This window comes from Pseudomonas fortuita (genome assembly GCF_026898135.2).
In the GTDB taxonomy this organism is placed as follows: domain Bacteria; phylum Pseudomonadota; class Gammaproteobacteria; order Pseudomonadales; family Pseudomonadaceae; genus Aquipseudomonas; species Aquipseudomonas fortuita.
The window spans coordinates 330,571-349,222 of sequence record NZ_CP114035.2; the positions used below are offsets into that span (position 1 = coordinate 330,571).

The following is an 18,652-nucleotide window of genomic DNA, read 5'->3' on the forward strand; positions in this document are numbered from 1 at the left end:
GCGGTCCCTGTGGGAGCGGGCTTGCGCGAACACGGGCGAAGCCCGTGCCATCCACCACGGTGTCGGTTTGGGGGTAAGCCCGCTCCCAACCGGCCCTCTCTCAGCTGGGCTTTGCCGCGTGCCCTGTATCAACCGGCTTCTCCAAATGGCCCTCGAAGCTATCCCAATCTTCGCCAAACAGCTCCACCGGATGCATGGTCCGGTCTGCGCCATTGCCACAGGCTAGCGCCTTGGCAGGGCAGTACAGGTCGCAACCCCAGCAGATACGCTCGGGGTGGCGAGGGTTTGTGGGGAATCTCTTGGCCATGCTCATCCTCCCTCAGGGCTACCTGGTTTGAACGTAAACCCCTGGCCAAGCTTATGGCTTGATCGGCATCAATCTCGCCCCATGCAATGGCCCCATGTGCTTGCTGATGGTGGCACGCGCAGCGACCTCAGTCCGTTCGATGGCATCAATGATCAGCAGCGACAAGCGCCGGTCACAATCGTATAGCGTTGTGAGCTCACGCAACCGCATGCCAGGCCAGAAGGTTTGGCTGGCATCATTCGGTATCCGAAATGGGCGCATGTAGGGTGTCGGCAGAAGAAGCTGATTGCTTCAAGAAAAAAGTCAGTCGCTGGTGAGTAGACGTTCTGCCAATACACTGAGGTGAATGTTTTACAATCTTGCGAGCCCTGCTGTGGTGGGCTATCGCAGAGTCGATGATGCACCTTGCTGTATCGCAAAGGGAGTTGCTTTGGAGCACCATTCAACCGGCAAGCGCGGCGTGAGCTACGATCCGCCGCAGCGGCGGCAACGCACGCACATCCCTTCCATCATGCGCCGGGTGACGCTGGGCGTTGTGGTCGTCTGGTTGGCACTCGTGGCAAGCCTGGGCGGGTGGATAGCGCAGCGCCTTACAGCACAAGAGCTCGACAACCTGTCGGCAGGCGCCGAATACGAGGCCCAGATTACGGGGCGTGTGGTAGACCGCCTGTTCACCGAGATGGCCAGCGTGGCCAACATGGTGGCCCGTCAAAGCGAGGTGATCCAACTCGCCGCCCGATACCGCCATGACCCACCCGGCTTCGCGGCCCTCACGCGGGAGGAGCGCGCTGCGAATTTCACCCGTGACCCGCTGGTGCGAAGCGTCGGTGATTTCATGGATAGATTGGCCAGCGATCTGCACTATGCCCGTATCTACATGAACAACCTCTCAGACGATACGGTGACGGCCAGCAACTGGGCGGAGTCATTCAGCATCGTTGGCCAGATCTATACGGGCAGGGCCTACCTCGTCGATGCATTGCGCACCGGCAGTGGTGAAATGTTCGGCATCGCCCGCCTGAACAAAACCCCCTCCTATTTCGTTGCCAGCCGCATCGACGATGCCGACGGCAACCCACTTGGCTCTGTCACGGTCAAGTTCGATGCCCCGGACATAGCCCTGTACCTGACGGGGCGTCACATTGCGTTGATAGTGAACCGTCAGGGGCGCGTGACCACCGCGTCCAGCGAACCTTTCATGCTGCGTAACGTGGCGGCACTGCTTCCGCCCGACATTCGCAGGCCCCTGGATGGCGACGAAGAGCTGGGCGAGCCCATGGATATCCGCGCTGTGGCAGACGCGGGTCAGGCCAATCAATGGCTCATTGACGGGCACCCTTATCTGGTGCATCGCCAGCCTCTGAACGACGCGCAATATCAGCTGCTGACGCTGGCAAAGCTTGATCACCTGCAGCCGATGCGTCAGCAGTATTACTGGACCGGTGCCTCTGTAGCAGCGCTCGGGTTGATCTTGATCTTGCTCTCCAGCCGTGTGGCCGGGCAGATGCTGTTGCGCCGCCAGGAAGAACGCTATGCGGCAAACTATGACGCGCTGACCGGGTTGAAGAATCGGCGTGCAATCCTGGCTGCCTTGCATCGGCATTTCGCGTTGGCGAAGCGAACGGGGCAGGGGGTGCTGGTGGCGTTTATCGACCTCGATGAATTCAAGGCGATCAACGACACGTACGGGCACGAGGTGGGGGACAAGTTCCTGATCGAAAGCAGCCGGCGCCTGCAGGGTGGATTGCGGGCGTCGGATGAACTTGGGCGCTGGGGCGGCGACGAGTTCGTTGTGATCGGCTTGACCGCTTCTGTCCACCCGGACGAAATGGCCAAAACTGCAGCAGCGATGCGCAGACGGCTGGTGCCGCTGCTGATTGGTAGCTACGAGTTTGACGACTGCCGGTTCGATTATGCGGGTGCGAGTTTTGGTATTACGAGTGTTGATCCCGCTGCGACTTCGCTGCAGGCCGCGCTTAAAGCGGCGGATCAGTTGATGTATGCCGATAAAGAGGTGCGGCGAGGGTTGCGGAGGGTTTGAGAGGGGTGAGGGTGAGGGGGCATAACGACACTGAAAACAAAAAAGGCCCACCTTTCGGTGAGCCTTTTTTGATACTGCGTATGGTGCCGGCACCAGGAATCGAACCCGGGACCTACTGATTACAAGTCAGTTGCTCTACCATCTGAGCTATACCGGCAATGGGGCGTCATTATAACGATCGTTTGGCGCCTGTAAACCACTTCCTTGCGAATGTTCGCAAAAGACCTAAGTCACCGGCCCAAAAGGAGAATTTTCCTACCAGCCGCGGTGGATGGTGTTGACGCTTGGCTCGCTTTTGCCCGGGTTGAAGAACAGCTTGTCGTTGTCGCAGCCGCGCTTGCGGCAGGGGCTTTCGGTGCGCAGGGGCAGGCCGTTGTCGCCGCCCAGTTGCATGCCGGGGTGGTTCCAGCCCAAGTTGCTGTTGTGGTGAGGCGAGGGGCCGCTGGCGCAGCCGGTGATGGCCAGGGCAAGGGTCAACAAAGCGAAGGATTTGGCTCGGGTCACGATGGTCGGGTCCGTTGGTCCATTGTCGGTTCTGGCGCAACGCCAGACGGCCGCGGGGCTGGCGGGCAGCGCGCGACGTCACTTTTTAATGATTTGGGGGCGGATGATACACCGTTACGGCGGGTGAGCATTAGCCTTGTGTTGCCTGGTATGGCCTCTTCGCGGGTGAACCCGCTCCCACAGGGGGCCGTGTAAGCGCGGCTATCTGTGTAAGGCAATTCTGAACCATGGGGCTAAAAGCTTCAGAATCTGGATGCTTCGGAAGTATCCTACGCGCGCCGCCGAAGTATCGCTGTTGTCGGGGAAGTGGCTCACAGATACCGTTTTCGGGTCGCTCAGGCGACCGGGTGTGAGAGCCCGACTTTGAATAAGCGCTACCTGTCATGGTGGCCGTACGTGGGCAGACCTCGGTCTGGCCGGGCTTCCTTATTCACTCGGTTTCTCACCCCGCGTACGGCTGCCGCCCCAAATCCGTGAGAAAGATTTTTGGCAGCCTCCTTTTTCGTGAATGAGGATTTGCCATGAAACAAGATGAGCCAGTCACCACCGCAGGCGTGGAAACCTTCCTTGCAGCCGGTAACCCATCCCTAAATCTGCTTCGCGTTCAACCCGGCGTTCCGGTGGACGCTGCCTACGAGCATGTCTCGATCCTGATGGGCTACATCAAGCACCTGGTGCGCGAGGGGGATATGGAGGACGACCATAAATTCCTGGGGGCTGCCGATTACCTGTGCGACATGGCCAAGGCGCTGATAAACGATATCGAGATCGCCAAAGGTAAGGCGCACTGAGACTTTGAGAGGGGCTGCTTTGCAGCCCTTTCGCGGCACAAGGCCGCTTCCACAAAAGCCGCTTGCGCCAACCATAAGAAATGTTTATGCACAAGTGGCATTGGCGGCTTGCGCGAAAGGCATGCCGCATCGCTACGCCGCTGGTCTTTGCGCAAATGCCTGTTTTTACTGGCCTGCAGCTGCGACCAGGAATAAGCCAAACCCTTGAAATAGCGCTTGGATCCAACAGGTAATCAAAAGCTTGTTCACAGACTTATCCACAGGTTGTGCTGCGGCTAAAGGTCACGTTCCGCGAGTATCAGCAGGTTGCGCGGGGTCAGCGGGTAATCGCAGAACAGGCCCAGGCGTACCTCATAGCCTTGTTCTTCGAGGAACAGGGCGCGATCAAGCACCAGCCACAATTCCAGCGGCCGGCGGAACAGGTTACGTACGCGCTCCAGGTTGCGTACCTCGGCCAGTCGTTGCCACCCGGCTGCTTCCAGGGCGGCCCAGTCCGGGTTGCCGTTCAAGGGCAGTTGTTTGAGATCGGCCAGGTCGCGGCAGTACTGCTCGTAGGGCTTTTCCAGCCAGGCGACCGGCAGCGACGGCGTTGGCAGGTATTCGCCGGTCTGGCGCTGCTGGCGTTGCAGCAGGTCGAAGCCCAGGCGGCGGGCCATCGAGGTGTCGCGCTGGCGCCGCACGCGGGCGCCGGCAGTGACGGTTTCGCTCAGGGGCAGGCCCAGGTCGTCCAGCGACAGCTGCAGGCTCGATGCTTTCGCGGCTGTGGATAACGCCTGGTAGTGCGGCGCCGCGATGCGGTTGTAGCAGCAGGGGGCTACGGCGAGTTGCCGGCAGCCTTGCTGGCTGGCCAGTTGCATCAGGCGGACGTGCAGGTCGCCACAGGCATGCAGGGCTACCACGCTTTTGTCGCTAGCCAGGTGACGGGCGCTGTCGCTGGCCATCACATCCTGGTGTACGTGCTGTGCTGGCAAGTGATGGTGTGCGCTAAGGGCCTGGCCGGCGGCGACCAGTTCGGCGTCGTACTCCAGGCAGGTCAGCTGTTGGCCGGGTTGCAGCAGGCGACGGCCGAGGTGGCCTTTGCCGGAGCACCAGTCCAGCCAGTGGCGCGGCTGGTGGTGGAAGGTCAGGTGGCTGGCGAAGGCTTCGATCTGCTGCCATTTGCGGCCGGGGACGGCGACGTCCAGGCGGTGGGCGGCGGGTGGCAGGTCGGTTTGCGGGAGGCTGCCGAGGGCGGCGAGCTTTTGGGCTTGTTCGGCCAGTTGCGGGAAGGGCGCGGGCAAGCGGTCAGTGGCGATTTCGGCTTCGGCGTCTGCCAGGGAACATTGGCGCAGATGGGCGGCAAGCTCGGGGTGGGTGGTTTCCCAGGCCAGTTGCAGGGTGGTGAAGGGGCGCGGTTTCCACAGCTGTTGGTGCTCGATCAGGAACTGGTCGAGGGCCTTGAAGCGGGTGCTTAGGTGGTGGCTATGGAGGTGGCTGGGCATGGGTAGATGTGTGTTGGGTTTGAAGGCCTCTTCGCGGGTGAACCCGCTCCCACAGGATTAGCACAGGTTTCAAGGCCTGTGATGTACCTGTGGGAGCGGGTTCACCCGCGAAATGGCCAGTAAGGTCTCAGCGACCCTGGCAGGCATCCACGCGCAGCCAGCGCTCCAGCAGCTTGAAGCCCTGCACCAGCAGGAACGAGATCACCAGGTAGAACACGCCTGCGGCAAAGAAGATTTCCACCGGCAGGTAGGTACGGGCAATGATGGTACGGGCCATGCCGGTCAGTTCCAGCAGGGTCACGGTGCTGGCCAGGGCACTGGCCTTGAGCATCAGGATCACTTCGTTGCTGTACGCCGGCAGGCCGATGCGCGCAGCACGGGGCAGCATGATGTAGAACAGCGCCTTGCCCCGCGACATGCCCAGCGCCCGCGCCGCTTCGATCTCACCTTTGGGGATCGATTGCAGCGCGCCACGCAGGATCTCGGCAATGTACGCGGCGGTGTGCAGGGTCATGGTCAGCACCGTGCACCAGAACGGATCGCGCAGGTACGGCCACAGCGAGCTCGAGCGCACCGCATCGAACTGCGCCAGGCCGTAATAGACCAGAAACAACTGCACCAGCAGCGGCGTACCACGGAAGAAGAAGATGTAGCTGAACGGCACGGCGCGCACGTACCAGTGGCGCGAGGAGCGGGCGATGCCCAGCGGGATGGCCAGGATCAAACCGGCAACCACGGCAATGGCTACCAGCTCCAGGGTAAGGACCGCACCCTCGGCCAGGCGCGGCAGCCATTTGAAGATGACTTCCCAATTCATTATTCAGCCCTCGCAAAGCCGCGAGCGGCGCGTTTTTCCATGAAGTACATGCCGGTCATGGCAATGACGGTCAGGCCCAGGTAGATGCAGGCTGCGACCATGTAGAAGGTGAAGGGCTCCTTGGTCACGGTCACGCCAATTTGCGAGTGACGCATGATTTCTTCCAGGCCGATTACCGACACCAGCGCGGTGTCTTTCATCAGGATCATGAACAGGTTGCCAAGGCCGGGCAGGGCGATACGCCACATCTGCGGCAGGATGATCCGCGACAAGATGCGGCCCTTGGACAGGCCCAGCGCCAGGCCCGCTTCACGGTGGCCCTTGGGGATCGCCAGGATGGCGCCACGGAACACTTCGGTGGCGTAGGCGCCAAAGCACAGGCCCAGGGCGATTACACCCGCCGCGAAGGCGCTAAGCTCCAGGCCCGGCATGTTCAGGGCTTCGCCGAGGCTGTTCATCAGCCCGACGGTACCGAAATAGATAAGCAGTACCCACAGCAGTTCGGGCACGCCACGAACCAGGGTCGAGTAGAAGCCGCCAAGCCATTGCAGGGGCTTGAGCGGTGAGGTTTTGGCCAGGGCGCCGAGCAGGCCCAGCACCAGCCCCAGCAGCAAGGCGCAAAGCGCCAGTTTTACGGTCATCAAGGTGCCGGCCATCATGGCCGGACCGAATCCGTGCAGGTCGATATTCATGGGCAGGTCATTTTAGGGACTGGCGCGCCACGTGGGCGCGCCGGTCAGGGCGGGTCATTCGATGCTGAACGGGAAGTACTTGTCGTTGATCTTCTTGTACGTGCCGTCGGCCTTGATTTCTGCCAGGGCTTTGTTCAGCTCGTCGCGCAGCTTGGTGTCACCTTTGCGCACGGCAATGCCGATCTTGTCGCTGTCCATCACCGGCTCGCCCTTGAACTCGAAGTTGGAGCCGTCTTTGCTTTTCAGCCACTCGTACTGCACGTACTTGTCGGCCAGGATGCCGTCGATGCGGCCGGACACCAGGTCCAGGTAGGCGTTTTCCTGGGTGTCGTACAGCTTCACGTCCACGCCCTTGAAGTTGTCTTCGAGGTAAGTGCCGGCCAGGGTTGCACGCTGGGTGCCGATGACCTTGCCCTTCAGCGACTCTTTGTCAGTCTTGAAGTCGACGTTTTTCGGCGCGATGAACTGCAGCTTGTTGGAGTAGTACGGCTCGGTGAAGTCCACCGCCTGCTTGCGCTCGTCGGTGATCGACAGCGACGACACCAGGAAGTCGAACTTCTTGGCGTTCAGGGCCGGGATGATGCCGTCCCAGTCGGAGGTGACGACCGAGCATTCGACTTTCATCTTGGCGCACAGGGCGTCGCCGATGTCTTTGTCGAAACCAACCACGTTACCGCTGGCATCCTTGTTGTTGAACGGTGGGTAGGCGGCTTCGATGCCCATGCGCAGTTTTTCTGCGGCCATGGCGTTTGCCGACATCACCAGCGTGGCAGCAGCTGCCAGGAGAAACTTCTTGTATGTGTGCATGTATTGCTCCGTTAGCGGTGGCTTGACATGAATTGCTTGCAACGCGCCGAGTTCGGGTTCTCGAAGACCTGCTGCGGCGATCCCTGCTCTTCGACCAGGCCCTGGTGCAGGAAGACGACTTCACTGGACACATGGCGGGCAAAGCTCATCTCGTGCGTTACCAACAGCATGGTACGGCCTTCTTCGGCCAATGCGCGGATAACGTTAAGCACTTCCTGGACCATTTCCGGATCGAGGGCCGAAGTGGGCTCGTCGAACAGGATCACTTTAGGCTTCATGGCCAGGGTACGGGCAATGGCGGCACGCTGTTGCTGGCCACCGGAAAGCTGGGCGGGGTAGCTGTGGCGTTTGTCGTAGATGCCCACCTTGTTCAGCAAAGCTTCGGCGGCTTCGATGGCCTCGGCCTTGCTCTGGCCGAGCACGCGGCGTGGCGCCTCGATGATGTTGTCGAGGATCGACATGTGCGGCCACAGGTTGAAGTTCTGGAAGACAAAGCCGATTTCGCTGCGCAGGCGGTTGATCTGGCGGTTGTCGGCAGCGACCAGGTCGCCGTTTTTGGCTGCCTTGAGCTTGAGGGCTTCGCCAGCAACCAGGATTTCGCCCTGGTGCGGGTTCTCGAGCAGGTTGATGCAACGCAGCAGGGTGGACTTGCCGGAGCCTGACGACCCCAGGATGGAGATCACGTCACCGTCGCGCGCGGTCAGCGAAATGCCCTTGAGAATTTCCTGCTCGCCGTAGCGTTTGTGCAGATTGCGGATTTCCAGCGCGGGCGTGGCCTGAGCCATGTGCGGTCCTCATGTGTTCGGGTGCGTTCCCAGCTATTGGCGGCCTTCCTGGCGTGCGCCAAGCTAGCATAGCGGCATTATGGCGGCCAACAGGGTTGCCAGGGACTGTGGGCACTGGTGGGGCAGTTTGTCGCATCGCTACAGCGTAACGTCGCGCAGATGTCCGCGAAGGTGTCGCCCAGCACCAGAGCCTTGATGAAAAAAGGCGCGATGGTGCCAGCTTTAGCCCGCTCATGGAAGCGGTTTTGGCCCATTCGAGGGGTAAATCCGACCTTTAGGTCAAAGGTGTTCTCAGGGGGCAGCCTTATCTGTGGACGCGCCACAGGCTAAAGGGTTGTACCTCAAGGTTGCACTTTCTGGCATTGCGGTGGTGCACGGGTGTTACCGAGGAGCACCTTTGGTGCGTTTGTAAGTGGGTATTTCAGTAATCCGATGATTTGGCGTCCTTTCGGTCAAGCCGTGGCCGAAAGCCCTCCAAACCGCGTGCTAAAAGGCCCGTGAAATTTTCTGACGAATGCATTCAGCAGATGGCGCGCTTATTGCCAGTAGGAAACCGCCGATTGCAGCGACGCCTAGGTCAACCCTTGGCGCGCTCCGTACCCGCAGTCGGAGTGGTCCACTCCTTACAAAGGTAGTTTTATGAGCGGTAACAATTCCAATGACCTCGCTCAGGGGCTCAAACAACGGCATGTGACCATGCTGTCCATCGCTGGTGTCATCGGTGCCGGCCTGTTCGTAGGCTCCGGCCACGCCATCGCAGCTGCCGGCCCGGCCGTGCTGCTGGCTTATGCCGCCGCCGGTACGCTGGTCGTGCTGGTGATGCGCATGTTGGGTGAAATGGCGGTCGCCTCACCTGACACCGGTTCGTTCTCTACCTATGCCGACCGCGCCATCGGGCGCTGGGCCGGTTTTACCATTGGCTGGCTGTACTGGTGGTTCTGGGTGCTGGTGATTCCGCTGGAGGCCAACGCTGCCGCGGCCATTCTGCATGCCTGGTTCCCTGCGGTGGATCTGTGGGCGTTCTCCCTCATCATTACCCTGGCGCTGACCCTGACCAACCTGTGCAGTGTGAAGAACTACGGTGAGTTCGAGTTCTGGTTCGCCCTGCTCAAGGTGCTGGCGATCATCGGTTTCATCGCCGTGGGCTGTGCGGCCATGTTCGGCTTTGTGCCGAGCAGCCAGGTGAGCGGTGCCAGCCACCTGTTCGATACCCAAGGCTTCATGCCTAACGGCCTGGGCGCAGTGCTGGCAGCGATGCTGACTACCATGTTCTCGTTCATGGGTACCGAAATCGTCACCATTGCTGCTGCCGAGTCGAAGGACCCGGGCAAGCAGATCAGCCGCGCCACCAACTCGGTCATCTGGCGTATCTGCCTGTTCTACCTGGTGTCGATCTTCCTGGTCGTTGCCCTGGTGCCGTGGAACGACCCGGCCCTGGCCGAAACCGGTTCCTACCAGACTGTGCTGAGCCGCATCGGCGTGCCGAATGCCAAGCTGATCGTCGACATCGTCGTGCTGATCGCCGTGACCAGCTGCCTGAACTCGGCGCTGTATACCTCTTCGCGCATGCTGTTCTCGCTGAGCAAGCGTGGCGACGCCCCGGCGATCGCCCAGCGCACCACCAAGGCGGCAACCCCGCATGTGGCGGTTTTGCTGTCCACTGCAGCGGCTTTCCTTTGCGTGTTCGCCAACTTCGTGGCCCCGGCCCAGGTGTTCGAATTCCTGCTGGCCAGCTCTGGCGCCATTGCCTTGCTGGTGTACCTGGTGATTGCCGTGTCGCAACTGCGCATGCGCGGCCAGCGTGAGGCCCGTGGCGAGAAGATCACCTTCAAGATGTGGCTGTTCCCGGGCCTGACCTGGGCGACCATTGCCTTCATCGTCGCCATTCTGGTGGTCATGGCGCTGCGTGAGGATCACCGTGCGGAGATCATCGCGACTGCGTTGCTGAGCATTGGTGTGGTAGCGGCTGGATTGCTGGTACACCGCAAGCGCGAAGCTGCCGGGCGGGTGGCGCTGGATAACTGATCCGCGCTGGCTGTAATGAAAAGGCCGCGTCCTGTAGAGGGTGCGGCCTTTTTTGTTGCCTGTACCGGGCCTATCGCCGGCAAGCCAGCTGCTACAGGAATCTTGCTGCACTCAGGCCTGTCATGACCCTGTGGGAGCTGGCTGCCGGCGATAGGGCCCTTGCAGGTTAAATGGCCCTGTCAGCCAAACTGCTTCTGCTGTTGCTGCTGCTTGGCCACCAGTTCGGATGCGGTGATGTAGGCAGCCTGGAACTCGTCGCTTTCCAGCCAGGCCATGGTGGCCTCTTCGTCGGCGCCGTCCAGCCATTTGCGGTAGGCGTTGAACACCAGCACGATGTAGTCGGTGGCGTGCTCTTCCTTGTGCCCCTTGAGCACCAGGGCCAGCAGTGGGTCTACCAGGAACACCGAGATCATCGGCACCAGGCCGCCTTCCTGGGCTTCCTTCATCTTCTCGAACATCGCGTCGTAGCTGCCCGACTCCATCGCCTTGTTGTATACCTGCTCGACGCTGGCGCTGTCGCCGGCACTGGGCTTGACCGCCTGGCCGCTACGCACCATGCGGTTCTGCTTGGCCTTGCTGGCGGCGCGCTTGGCGCGTTTCTGTTGCTTGGTAGGGGTGGCCATGGGGGCTTGAGTCCTTGGGTGGTGCTGGAAAAGTGCGTATTGAATCGCAGATGGCAGTGAAACCCAAGCGGCATTGGCGGGTCTGACTCAGGCTGCCGGACATTCGGCATTCGCGCAAAGGACATTCACGGATGAAAGCACCCGTCATGCTCGGCCTGCTGGCCGCCGCTCTTGCCGGCTGCGGCAACATTGCCGCAGTCAAATCTTTCAATACCCCCTACGGCTCGCCCAGTGGCGGTGACACCGCACGCCTGCGGGTAATCGCCGACGGTATGGTACGTGCGGTACCGGAAAAGGACTGTGTGGACTGGTACAGCCCCGGTGCCGGAGTAATTGCGGTACCCACCAAAGGCTTCGCCGACCGCAATGGCGAAACCTTGGGCATGCCGGCCAGTGCATCTACCCGGGCGGGTGACGCAGTCAGCGAAGTGCTGGTGCCTGCCGGTAAGCCGTTTACCCTGCACTTTCTCGATGGGGGGCGCTCGGCCGGCTATGACACGGTGCAGAACTGCCTGGGCATGTTCTCGTTCGTGCCGCAAAAAGGCGCCGACTACGAGCTGGTGGTGCACGGCTACAGCGCCTGCGGCGGCACGCTCAAGCGCCTGGACAAAGCCGAGGACGTGGCCCGGCGCAAAGCTGATTATTGCAGTGCCATGGCCAACTTCTAGGCGCTTCAGGCTGGTTGGGCGACCAGCTCGTCTTCTTCGAAGCCGCGAGCGGCCTTGCCGACCAGCAGCGCATCCGGGGCGTGGGCCACGCTGTGGTCCTTGCCCGGGTAGTCCAGCGAATGCAGGAAGTGGCGGATGCAGTTGATCCGCGCGCGCTTCTTGTCATCGGACTTGATCACCGTCCACGGCGCATCGGCGGTGTCGGTGTGGAAGAACATCGCTTCCTTGGCCGCGGTGTAGTCTTCCCACTTGTCCAGCGACTTGATGTCGATGGGTGACAGCTTCCAGTGTTTGAGCGGGTCGTCCCGGCGTGAAATGAAGCGTCGCAGTTGCTCTTCGCGGTTCACCGAAAACCAGTACTTGAACAGCAGGATGCCGCTGTTGCACAGCATTCGCTCCAGGTCCGGTGTCTGGCGCATGAACTCCAGGTACTGCAGCGGTGTGCAGAACTCCATCACCTTCTCGACGCCCGCGCGGTTGTACCAGGAGCGGTCGAAGAACACCATTTCACCCGCTGTGGGCAGGTGCTGGATGTAGCGCTGGAAATACCACTGGCCCTGTTCCTGCTCGGACGGCTTCTCCAGTGCGACGATGCGTGCGCCACGTGGGTTGAGGTGCTCCATGAAGCGCTTGATGGTGCCGCCCTTGCCTGCGGCATCGCGCCCCTCGAACAGGATCACCACACGCTGGCCGGTTTCCTTCACCCAGCTTTGTACCTTCAACAGCTCGATCTGCAGCGCGTGCTTGGCCTTTTCGTAGTCCTGGCGTCGCAGGCGTGTGCGGTAGGGGTAGCTGGCCGGCAGGTGGGCCGAGGTGCTGTCTTCGTTGCTGCCCTTCGGGGCGGTGGCAACTTCCAGTGCAGCGGGTTGCTGGCTGATACGGGTGATCGCCGGTTCCGGCTTGCGCTGGCGTGGGCGGCGCGTGCGGATTGGGGTAACGGCAGGTTCGCTGGGGGCGGGGAGCAGGAGGGGGGATTCTTCGCTCATGGAGGTCCTTGCTGGTCGATACGGGTATCCGTCTTCGATTATGAAGGTGAGCGAGTGATGGCTATTTGATGCTGGTCAATGAGCAAATATTACAGACAACAAAAAACCCGCACTAGGCGGGTTTCTTGTTGTCGCTTCGGGTAACTTTGCAACCACCAGAAGCTTGAAGGTGGTGCCCAGAGACGGAGTCGAACCGCCGACACGAGGATTTTCAATCCTCTGCTCTACCGACTGAGCTATCTGGGCGACGAGGTGAATTAAATAGATTTCCGGACCGCTCGTCAACGACTTTTTGAAAAAATTTTAAATTAATTCCGTCGCTTACGATTTTTGGGGTCATTCGGCCGGTGGAACGTAGCCTTCCGCCTGTGCGTATTCTTCGCCGGCGAAAAACTTGTCCATCTCTGCCTGGAGGAATTTGCGGTCCTCGGCATTCATCATGTTCAGGCGTTTTTCGTTGATCAGCATGGTCTGGTGCTTCTGCCAGTCGGCCCAGGCTTGCTGCGAGATGTGTTCGAAGATGTCCTGGCCCTTGGCGCCGGGGTAGGGCGGGCGCTCCAGGCCTGGCAATTCTTCTTTGTATTTGCGGCACATCACGGTGCGGGTCATCGGGCGTCTCCTGCAATCAGTTCGTCGGCCGCGCGTTCAAGCAGTTTTTTCACCGGGGCGGCAAGGCCCAGGCGCGGCGGGGTGGCGAGGTTATACCAGAGCCAGTCGGCCTCGGCCACGTGCTCGCCGACCAAGTCGACGTGCACCAGCCAGGGCTCGATTGCCAGCTGGAAGTGGCTGAAGGTATGGGTCAGGCCTTCCATGGCCTGGCTGCCTGCCAGGCGCAGGCCGTGCTGATAGGCCAGGTCGTCGAGCTGTGCGAGGTCGTCCAGCTCCGGCAGGCTCCACAAACCACCCCAAAGCCCGCTGGAGGGGCGGCGATAAAGCAGGATGGCGCCTTCGTGGTTGGCCAGCAGTGGCATCAGCGTGCTCCGTTGCGGCAGCGCCTTGCGCGGTTTGGGCTCTGGGTAGCGGGTTTCTTCGCCGTGCAGGTGTGCCTCGCAGCCGCGCTGCAATGGGCAGATCAGGCAACTGGGCTTGCTGCGGGTACACAGCGTGGCGCCCATGTCCATCATGGCCTGGGTATAGTGATTGGCGCGTTGCAGCGGGGTAAAACGCTCGGCCGTGGCCCACAGTTGGTTGGCTACCTTGGGCTCGCCTGGGTAGCCGGCCTGGGCGGTGTAGCGCGCCAGCACACGCTTGACGTTACCGTCCAGGATCGGCGCGCGAATGCCCATGCTGATGCTGGCGATGGCGCCGGCGGTGGAGCGGCCGATGCCGGGCAGCTCGGTGAGCTGCTCGACACTGCGCGGGAATTCGCCGCCATGTTGCTCGACCACGATCTTTGCCGCTTTTTGCAGGTTGCGTGCGCGGGTGTAGTAGCCCAGCCCCGTCCACAGGTGCAGCACTTCGTCCTCCGGCGCTTCGGCCAGGGCCTGCACGGTCGGCAGGGCCTGCATGAACCGGTCGAAGTAGTTGAGCACGGTGCTGACCTGGGTCTGCTGCAGCATGATTTCCGACACCCACACCCGGTACGGGGTGATGCCCTGTTGCCAGGGCAGGTCGTGCCGGCCGTGCTCGTCGTACCAGTCCAGCACAGCGCTGGAGAACTGCTCGGGGCTCATCGCTTGAACAGCCCCTTGAGTGCGTCTTTTAATTCCGGGCTCACTTTGTCTCCAAGTTTCTCTTCGAGCTTTTCATCAATCTTGTCTTTGAGGCGGTTGCCGGCCAGCTTGGCGGCAACCTTGCCCATGCCGCCCTGGTCCAGGCGGCAGGCCTTGGCGCCTAGCTCCAGCGGGCCACGGCAGCGCAGGGGCACTTCAACGCCCACATAGCGTTCGTTGACCTGGCAGGCCGGGTCCGGCATGGCGCGCTGATCGCCTTCGACAATTACACCGACGTTGTAGTCCATGCCCAGCACGCGCAGGTCGAGGTCGCCATGGCCGTTGACGGTCAGGCCCGGAATTCGCGCCTTGAGGTCCGGGTTGCTGGCAACGCCATTGCGCACCACCAGGCTGCCGCGCAGTTCCTGGAATGGGGTGTCTTTGCCGCGTGGCTCGCCGCTCAGGGTCTTGCGGTTGAGCGTGGCGATGGCCTGGCACAGCTGCTGTTCCAGGTTGGCGTTGACCAGCACACCATCATTGATGGTGAAGTTGGCACTGCCGTTGAGGGTGTCGACCAGGGCTTTCTGGCTGTTGCCGGTGGCGGTCAGGTCGCTGGTCAGGGTCAGCAGGCCTTTGACCGGTGGAACCTGGTCCTTGCCTTCGGCCTTGATGAAGTGCTCAACCGGCACGCGCTGGATGTTGGTGTTCACACCCAGTTGCGGTACGGCAGGGCGCACATCGACTGTGCCTTTGGCTTCGAAGGTGCCGTTGTACAGCTCGCCACGCAGGGTTTGCAGGGTCAGCAGGCCGCCCTGGCCGATGGCCTTGAGCTGGGCGTCTTTGATCGGCAGCTTGTCCAGGGTCAGTGAGCCAAAGGCCAGGTCGGCTTGCAGGTCGAGGGCGCGCAGGCGGTCGACCGGCAGCAGCTTGTCGTCGCTCCACGCTACTTGAGTCGGGGCGTTGGGCAGCGGTGTGGTGCCGGCACCGGCCACGGCGCTGGCTTCTTGCTGCTTGACCTCGGCCTGGCGCGCGGCAGTGGCGCCCTTGGCTTCTTCGCTCTTGGCTGGCAGGTAGCGGTCAGCGTCGAAGGTATCGCCCTTGAGCTGCAGGCGCAGGGCCTGCTTGGCGAAGTCTTCCACGGCCACACGCCCACTGAAGGTGCTGTCGTCCAGCTTCACGGCCAGGTCTTCCAGGGCCAGGCTGTTTGCTGTGCCTTGCAGGCGGGTGACCAGCTCCAGCTTGGCGAAGGCTGCCGGGTCGTTGGTGGCCGGCAGTGGGCGGCCAATGCTGTCGAGGAACGTGCGCAGGTTGAACTGGGCGATGGACAGGCCACCGCTTAGCTGTGGGGCCTTGTCCAGGTCACGCACGTTCAGCTCGCCCAGGGCGCGCAGCTGGTTGGCCGAGACTTTCAGGCCGCTCCACGAGGCGACATTGGCGGCCAGGTCGACCAGCAGCTGGCCTTGGGCGGCGAAGGTCACGGTCTTGCCGCCGGTTGGCTCACCCGAGGTTTCGCCCGACAGGCGCATGTCTTCGAAGTTGTAGCGCTTGAGCTTGCGGTCGAAGCGCAGTTCGCCGGCCAGCTCGGTGCGGGCCTTGATGTTCGGCTGACTGGCGCTGAGGAAGGCACTGGCCTTGAGTGGAATGTTCGCACCTTCATGAACCGGGCCAGTGCTCAACTGGATGCTCTCGGCGCTGTAGCTCTGGCCGGTCTTGGCATCGGTGTATTGCACGCGGGCGTTGTTCACGGTCAGGCTGTCGATGTCCAGCTTGACGGCGCGGTCGTTGCTGTCGGCTGTCGCAGGCTTCTGCTCGGCAGATGCCTGGGCAGGTGCCTCGGCGTTTGCACCGTTCTGCGCAGGCAGCGGTTTGCCGATGTCTTCCCAGTTGCCATGGCCCTGCTCGTCGCGCGCCAGGGTCAGGTTCAGGCCTTCGACGCGCACGTCGCTCATCTGCACTTCGCGGCGCAGTAACGGCAGCACGCGCACGGAAAGGCCGAGCATCTGCAGGTCGGCGAACGGCTCCTTGGGTTTGGCCAGCGTGGCGATGCTTGCGTCGTGCAACTCCAAGCCCAGCCACGGGAACAGGCTCCAGCCGATGTCGCCGTTGAGGGTCAGCTCGACGTGAGCCTTGTCCCGTGCCAGCTGGCGAATCTCGTCTTTGTAGTCGTTGGGATCAAAGAGGTGGGTCAGGGCGAAGCCCAGCGCCACGATGATCAGCAGCAACCCGAGAAGCCCCAGCCCCAGGATTTTGCCGAACGCTTTCATGGGCGAGTCCTTGTAGTCCGTTAGTGAATTCAGGCGGCAGAGTATAACGCCGCAGTGGTTGTGCCTGCTTATACGACTAGAGATACAGGCCATTTCCTACGGTTGCAGCAGATGGTACGGCTTTCGACAGGCAGGATTTTGTCAGTTCCGTATGTATCGCCTGTACCGGCCCTATCGCCGGCAAGCCAGCTCCCACAGGTACGGCACCGGCCTGGAAGACGGTGAGATCCCTGTGGGAGCTGGCTTGCCGGCGATAGGGCCGGTGCAGCGGACATGACCGTTTCAGCTGAGCAAAAAATCACGATATCAGATTGCTTTCACGCCACTTGGCTCTGCTAATCTTGCGCCGCTTTGCGAGCACCCACCATAAGAAGGATCAGATCCATGACCAGTACCGTCGCGGCGGGGGCCTCGGCCAGTGTGCCAGGCTTCCTGTCGAAGGAGCGCATCATCGCCCGCCCGGGCTTCAACCGCTGGCTGGTTCCGCCAGCTGCCTTGGCCATCCACCTGTGCATTGGTATGGCCTACGGCTTTTCGGTGTTCTGGCTGCCTTTGTCGCAAGCCCTTGGTATTACCGCCCCCGTTGCCTGTGCGGCAGACATGAGCTTCATGGCCCGGATGTTCAGCGCCGAATGCGACTGGCCGATCTCGATGCTGAGCTGGATCTACACCCTGTTCTTTGTCTTCCTCGGTTGCTCGGCGGCAGTATTGGGCGGTTGGCTGGAGCACGCCGGGCCGCGCAAGGCCGGCCTGGTGTCGGCACTGTGCTGGTGCGGTGGCATGCTGATCTCGGCCATTGGTGTAAAAACCCACCAACTGTGGCTGATGTGGCTGGGCTCCGGCGTAATCGGCGGTATCGGCCTGGGGCTGGGCTATATCTCCCCTGTATCCACGCTGATCAAGTGGTTCCCGGACAAGCGCGGCATGGCCACCGGCATGGCGATCATGGGCTTCGGTGGCGGGGCCATGGTGGGTGCACCGCTGGCCACCGCGCTGATGGGGCATTTTGGCAACGAGCACGAAGTGGGCGTATGGCAAAGCTTCGTCGCCATGGCGGCGATCTACTTCGTGTTCATGACTGCCGGCGCGCTGGCTTACCGCGTGCCGCCGACCGGCTGGAAGCCCGAAGGCTGGACCGCCCCGGCGAAAAAAGCCGGTAACACCATGGTGACCGACCGCCATGTACACGTCAGCGTCGCCTGGAAAACCCCGCAGTTCGCACTGATCTGGCTGGTGCTGTGCCTGAACGTGTCGGCGGGCATCGGCATTCTGGGCATGGCGTCGCCCCTGCTGCAGGAAGTATTCGCCGGCAAATTATTGGGCAACGAACTGACCTTCAGCCAGCTGAATGCGGCCCAGCTGGCCCAAATTGCCGCGATCGCCGCCGGCTTCACCGGCCTGCTGAGCCTGTTCAACATTGGCGGGCGGTTCTTCTGGGCGTCGTTCTCCGACTACATCGGCCGCAAGAACACCTACTTCGCCTTCTTTGCCTTGGGTGTTGGCCTTTACAGCCTGGTGCCGAACATGGGGCACCTGGGTAACGTGGCGCTGTTCGTGGCCGCGTTCTGCATCATCCTGTCGATGTATGGCGGCGGTTTCGCGACCGTGCCCGCGTACCTGGCGGACCTGTTCGGCACACAGATGGTCGGCGCCATTCATGGCCGCCTGCTGACTGCCTGGGCTGCGGCGGGCGTGCTGGGGCCGGTGTTGATCACTTACCTGCGCGAGTCTCAGTTGGCCGCGGGGGTGGAGCGGGCAGCGGCTTACGACATGACCTTGTACATACTCGCTGGCCTGCTGGTGCTGGGCTTTATCTGCAACATGCTGGTGCGCCCGGTGGCCGACAAGCACTTTATGAGCGACGCCGAACTGGCGGCCGAACGCGCGCTGAGCCATGACAAGGGCGCCGATGGGGCGCGGTCGCTGGAGTGGAAGGCGGCGCCGGGGAGCCTGGCGCTGGTGCTGCTGGCCTGGGCGGTGGTGGTCGTGCCGCTGGCCTGGGGGGTGTGGGTTACCTTGCAGAAGACCGCGGTGCTGTTCCATTGATGTAACGCTGGGCAGGCCCAAGGGGCGCTTTGCGCCCCATTCGCGGCACAAGGCCGCTCCCACAGAGAGCGCATGCCGCGATTACCCGGTTGTATAGACCTGTAGCGGCATCCCGCCCCCGTAATTGCTTGCTTTGCCATATGTCATCCGCGTTTCAAGCTGG

At 61.8% G+C, this 18,652-nt stretch carries 18 protein-coding genes and 2 tRNA genes; 5 read left to right on the plus strand and 15 right to left on the minus strand.

Features of this window, described 5'->3' with window-relative positions; translation table 11 throughout:
- Positions 1–100 precede the first annotated feature (100 nt).
- Both OZ911_RS01460 and OZ911_RS01465 read right to left on the minus strand, forming a co-directional pair.
- The gene (locus OZ911_RS01460; protein WP_024717587.1) at positions 101–307 is read right to left on the minus strand and encodes a DUF3079 domain-containing protein; all 207 of its coding nucleotides are present in this window, start codon (positions 305–307) and stop codon (positions 101–103) included.
- 51 nt (positions 308–358) lie between these two features.
- On the minus strand, positions 359–568 hold the full coding sequence (locus tag OZ911_RS01465) for an Abi family protein (RefSeq protein WP_016484434.1): 210 nt from the start codon (positions 566–568) through the stop codon (positions 359–361).
- Between the two features lie 169 nt (positions 569–737).
- On the opposite strand from OZ911_RS01465, the gene OZ911_RS01470 reads away from it, so the two are divergent.
- Positions 738–2,348: a GGDEF domain-containing protein gene (locus tag OZ911_RS01470; protein WP_023047071.1), complete on the plus strand. Its 1,611-nt coding sequence runs from the start codon at positions 738–740 to the stop codon at positions 2,346–2,348.
- 81 nt (positions 2,349–2,429) lie between these two features.
- Here OZ911_RS01470 and OZ911_RS01475 read toward each other — a convergent pair.
- Together OZ911_RS01475 and OZ911_RS01480 are read right to left on the minus strand one after the other, a co-directional pair.
- A tRNA-Thr gene (locus OZ911_RS01475) sits at positions 2,430–2,505 on the minus strand.
- Positions 2,506–2,603: 98 nt separating this feature from the next.
- Positions 2,604–2,852 (minus strand): hypothetical protein, encoded by a 249-nt coding sequence (locus OZ911_RS01480; RefSeq protein ID WP_023047075.1) that lies wholly within the window; start codon positions 2,850–2,852, stop codon positions 2,604–2,606.
- A 521-nt stretch (positions 2,853–3,373) separates the two neighbouring features.
- Between OZ911_RS01480 and OZ911_RS01485 the strand changes: the two genes are divergently transcribed.
- Positions 3,374–3,643 carry a DUF3077 domain-containing protein gene (locus tag OZ911_RS01485; protein ID WP_023047076.1) on the plus strand — a complete coding sequence of 90 codons (270 nt, stop codon included), beginning with the start codon at positions 3,374–3,376 and terminating at the stop codon, positions 3,641–3,643.
- A gap of 275 nt (positions 3,644–3,918) precedes the next feature.
- Here OZ911_RS01485 and OZ911_RS01490 read toward each other — a convergent pair whose 3' ends face one another.
- The 5 genes from OZ911_RS01490 to OZ911_RS01510 form a co-directional block, all read right to left on the minus strand.
- Positions 3,919–5,124, minus strand: a complete 1,206-nt coding sequence (locus OZ911_RS01490; RefSeq protein ID WP_023047077.1) for a methyltransferase — start codon at positions 5,122–5,124, stop codon at positions 3,919–3,921.
- Between the two features lie 127 nt (positions 5,125–5,251).
- Positions 5,252–5,941, minus strand: a complete 690-nt coding sequence (locus OZ911_RS01495) for an ABC transporter permease (protein ID WP_016497592.1) — start codon at positions 5,939–5,941, stop codon at positions 5,252–5,254.
- On the minus strand, positions 5,941–6,633 hold the full coding sequence (locus OZ911_RS01500; RefSeq protein WP_016497593.1) for an ABC transporter permease: 693 nt from the start codon (positions 6,631–6,633) through the stop codon (positions 5,941–5,943). Before OZ911_RS01500 ends, OZ911_RS01495 begins: the two co-directional genes overlap by 1 nt.
- 54 nt (positions 6,634–6,687) lie before the next feature.
- Positions 6,688–7,440, minus strand: coding sequence for an ABC transporter substrate-binding protein (locus OZ911_RS01505; RefSeq protein ID WP_016484495.1), 753 nt, complete (start codon positions 7,438–7,440; stop codon positions 6,688–6,690).
- A gap of 11 nt (positions 7,441–7,451) precedes the next feature.
- Complete coding sequence (locus OZ911_RS01510) at positions 7,452–8,225, minus strand: ABC transporter ATP-binding protein (protein ID WP_016484496.1); 774 nt, start codon at positions 8,223–8,225, stop codon at positions 7,452–7,454.
- A gap of 639 nt (positions 8,226–8,864) precedes the next feature.
- On the opposite strand from OZ911_RS01510, the gene gabP reads away from it, so the two are divergent.
- Positions 8,865–10,250, plus strand: a complete 1,386-nt coding sequence (gene gabP, locus OZ911_RS01515) for a GABA permease (RefSeq protein ID WP_016484497.1) — start codon at positions 8,865–8,867, stop codon at positions 10,248–10,250.
- 179 nt (positions 10,251–10,429) lie between these two features.
- On the opposite strand, the gene OZ911_RS01520 is transcribed toward gabP, so the two are convergent.
- Positions 10,430–10,873, minus strand: coding sequence for a hypothetical protein (locus OZ911_RS01520; RefSeq protein WP_016484498.1), 444 nt, complete (start codon positions 10,871–10,873; stop codon positions 10,430–10,432).
- A gap of 131 nt (positions 10,874–11,004) precedes the next feature.
- On the opposite strand from OZ911_RS01520, the gene OZ911_RS01525 reads away from it, so the two are divergent.
- Positions 11,005–11,541: a hypothetical protein gene (locus tag OZ911_RS01525; RefSeq protein ID WP_268968554.1), complete on the plus strand. Its 537-nt coding sequence runs from the start codon at positions 11,005–11,007 to the stop codon at positions 11,539–11,541.
- Positions 11,542–11,546: 5 nt separating this feature from the next.
- Here OZ911_RS01525 and ppk2 read toward each other — a convergent pair whose 3' ends face one another.
- The 5 genes from ppk2 to OZ911_RS01550 all read right to left on the minus strand — a co-directional run bounded on the left by ppk2 (position 11,547) and on the right by OZ911_RS01550 (position 16,443).
- Positions 11,547–12,527, minus strand: coding sequence for a polyphosphate kinase 2 (gene ppk2, locus OZ911_RS01530; protein ID WP_016484500.1), 981 nt, complete (start codon positions 12,525–12,527; stop codon positions 11,547–11,549).
- A 170-nt stretch (positions 12,528–12,697) separates the two neighbouring features.
- A tRNA-Phe gene (locus OZ911_RS01535) sits at positions 12,698–12,773 on the minus strand.
- A 90-nt stretch (positions 12,774–12,863) separates the two neighbouring features.
- Positions 12,864–13,136, minus strand: a complete 273-nt coding sequence (locus OZ911_RS01540) for an oxidative damage protection protein (RefSeq protein ID WP_016484501.1) — start codon at positions 13,134–13,136, stop codon at positions 12,864–12,866.
- Positions 13,133–14,200 (minus strand): A/G-specific adenine glycosylase, encoded by a 1,068-nt coding sequence (gene mutY, locus OZ911_RS01545; protein ID WP_070086618.1) that lies wholly within the window; start codon positions 14,198–14,200, stop codon positions 13,133–13,135. The genes OZ911_RS01540 and mutY overlap by 4 nt, the downstream gene beginning before the upstream one ends.
- On the minus strand, positions 14,197–16,443 hold the full coding sequence (locus OZ911_RS01550) for an AsmA family protein (protein ID WP_070086619.1): 2,247 nt from the start codon (positions 16,441–16,443) through the stop codon (positions 14,197–14,199). Before OZ911_RS01550 ends, mutY begins: the two co-directional genes overlap by 4 nt.
- Positions 16,444–16,827: 384 nt before the next feature.
- On the opposite strand from OZ911_RS01550, the gene OZ911_RS01555 reads away from it, so the two are divergent.
- Positions 16,828–18,489 (plus strand): OFA family MFS transporter, encoded by a 1,662-nt coding sequence (locus OZ911_RS01555; RefSeq protein WP_016484504.1) that lies wholly within the window; start codon positions 16,828–16,830, stop codon positions 18,487–18,489.
- The last annotated feature ends 163 nt before the right edge of the window (positions 18,490–18,652 follow it).

Excerpts from the sequence above, each read along its gene's own strand:
- OZ911_RS01540 (WP_016484501.1), bottom strand. The coding sequence starts at position 13,136 with ATGACCCGCACCGTGATGTGCCGCAAATACAAAGAAGAATTGCCAGGC.
- OZ911_RS01465 (WP_016484434.1), bottom strand. The coding sequence starts at position 568 with ATGCGCCCATTTCGGATACCGAATGATGCCAGCCAAACCTTCTGGCCT.
- OZ911_RS01485 (WP_023047076.1), top strand. The coding sequence starts at position 3,374 with ATGAAACAAGATGAGCCAGTCACCACCGCAGGCGTGGAAACCTTCCTT.
- OZ911_RS01505 (WP_016484495.1), bottom strand. The coding sequence starts at position 7,440 with ATGCACACATACAAGAAGTTTCTCCTGGCAGCTGCTGCCACGCTGGTG.
- OZ911_RS01510 (WP_016484496.1), bottom strand. The coding sequence starts at position 8,225 with ATGGCTCAGGCCACGCCCGCGCTGGAAATCCGCAATCTGCACAAACGC.
- ppk2 (WP_016484500.1), bottom strand. The coding sequence starts at position 12,527 with ATGAGCGAAGAATCCCCCCTCCTGCTCCCCGCCCCCAGCGAACCTGCC.
- OZ911_RS01555 (WP_016484504.1), top strand. The coding sequence starts at position 16,828 with ATGACCAGTACCGTCGCGGCGGGGGCCTCGGCCAGTGTGCCAGGCTTC.
- gabP (WP_016484497.1), top strand. The coding sequence starts at position 8,865 with ATGAGCGGTAACAATTCCAATGACCTCGCTCAGGGGCTCAAACAACGG.
- OZ911_RS01500 (WP_016497593.1), bottom strand. The coding sequence starts at position 6,633 with ATGAATATCGACCTGCACGGATTCGGTCCGGCCATGATGGCCGGCACC.
- OZ911_RS01495 (WP_016497592.1), bottom strand. The coding sequence starts at position 5,941 with ATGAATTGGGAAGTCATCTTCAAATGGCTGCCGCGCCTGGCCGAGGGT.
- mutY (WP_070086618.1), bottom strand. The coding sequence starts at position 14,200 with ATGAGCCCCGAGCAGTTCTCCAGCGCTGTGCTGGACTGGTACGACGAG.
- OZ911_RS01525 (WP_268968554.1), top strand. The coding sequence starts at position 11,005 with ATGAAAGCACCCGTCATGCTCGGCCTGCTGGCCGCCGCTCTTGCCGGC.
- OZ911_RS01550 (WP_070086619.1), bottom strand. The coding sequence starts at position 16,443 with ATGAAAGCGTTCGGCAAAATCCTGGGGCTGGGGCTTCTCGGGTTGCTG.
- OZ911_RS01460 (WP_024717587.1), bottom strand. The coding sequence starts at position 307 with ATGGCCAAGAGATTCCCCACAAACCCTCGCCACCCCGAGCGTATCTGC.
- OZ911_RS01490 (WP_023047077.1), bottom strand. The coding sequence starts at position 5,124 with ATGCCCAGCCACCTCCATAGCCACCACCTAAGCACCCGCTTCAAGGCC.
- OZ911_RS01520 (WP_016484498.1), bottom strand. The coding sequence starts at position 10,873 with ATGGCCACCCCTACCAAGCAACAGAAACGCGCCAAGCGCGCCGCCAGC.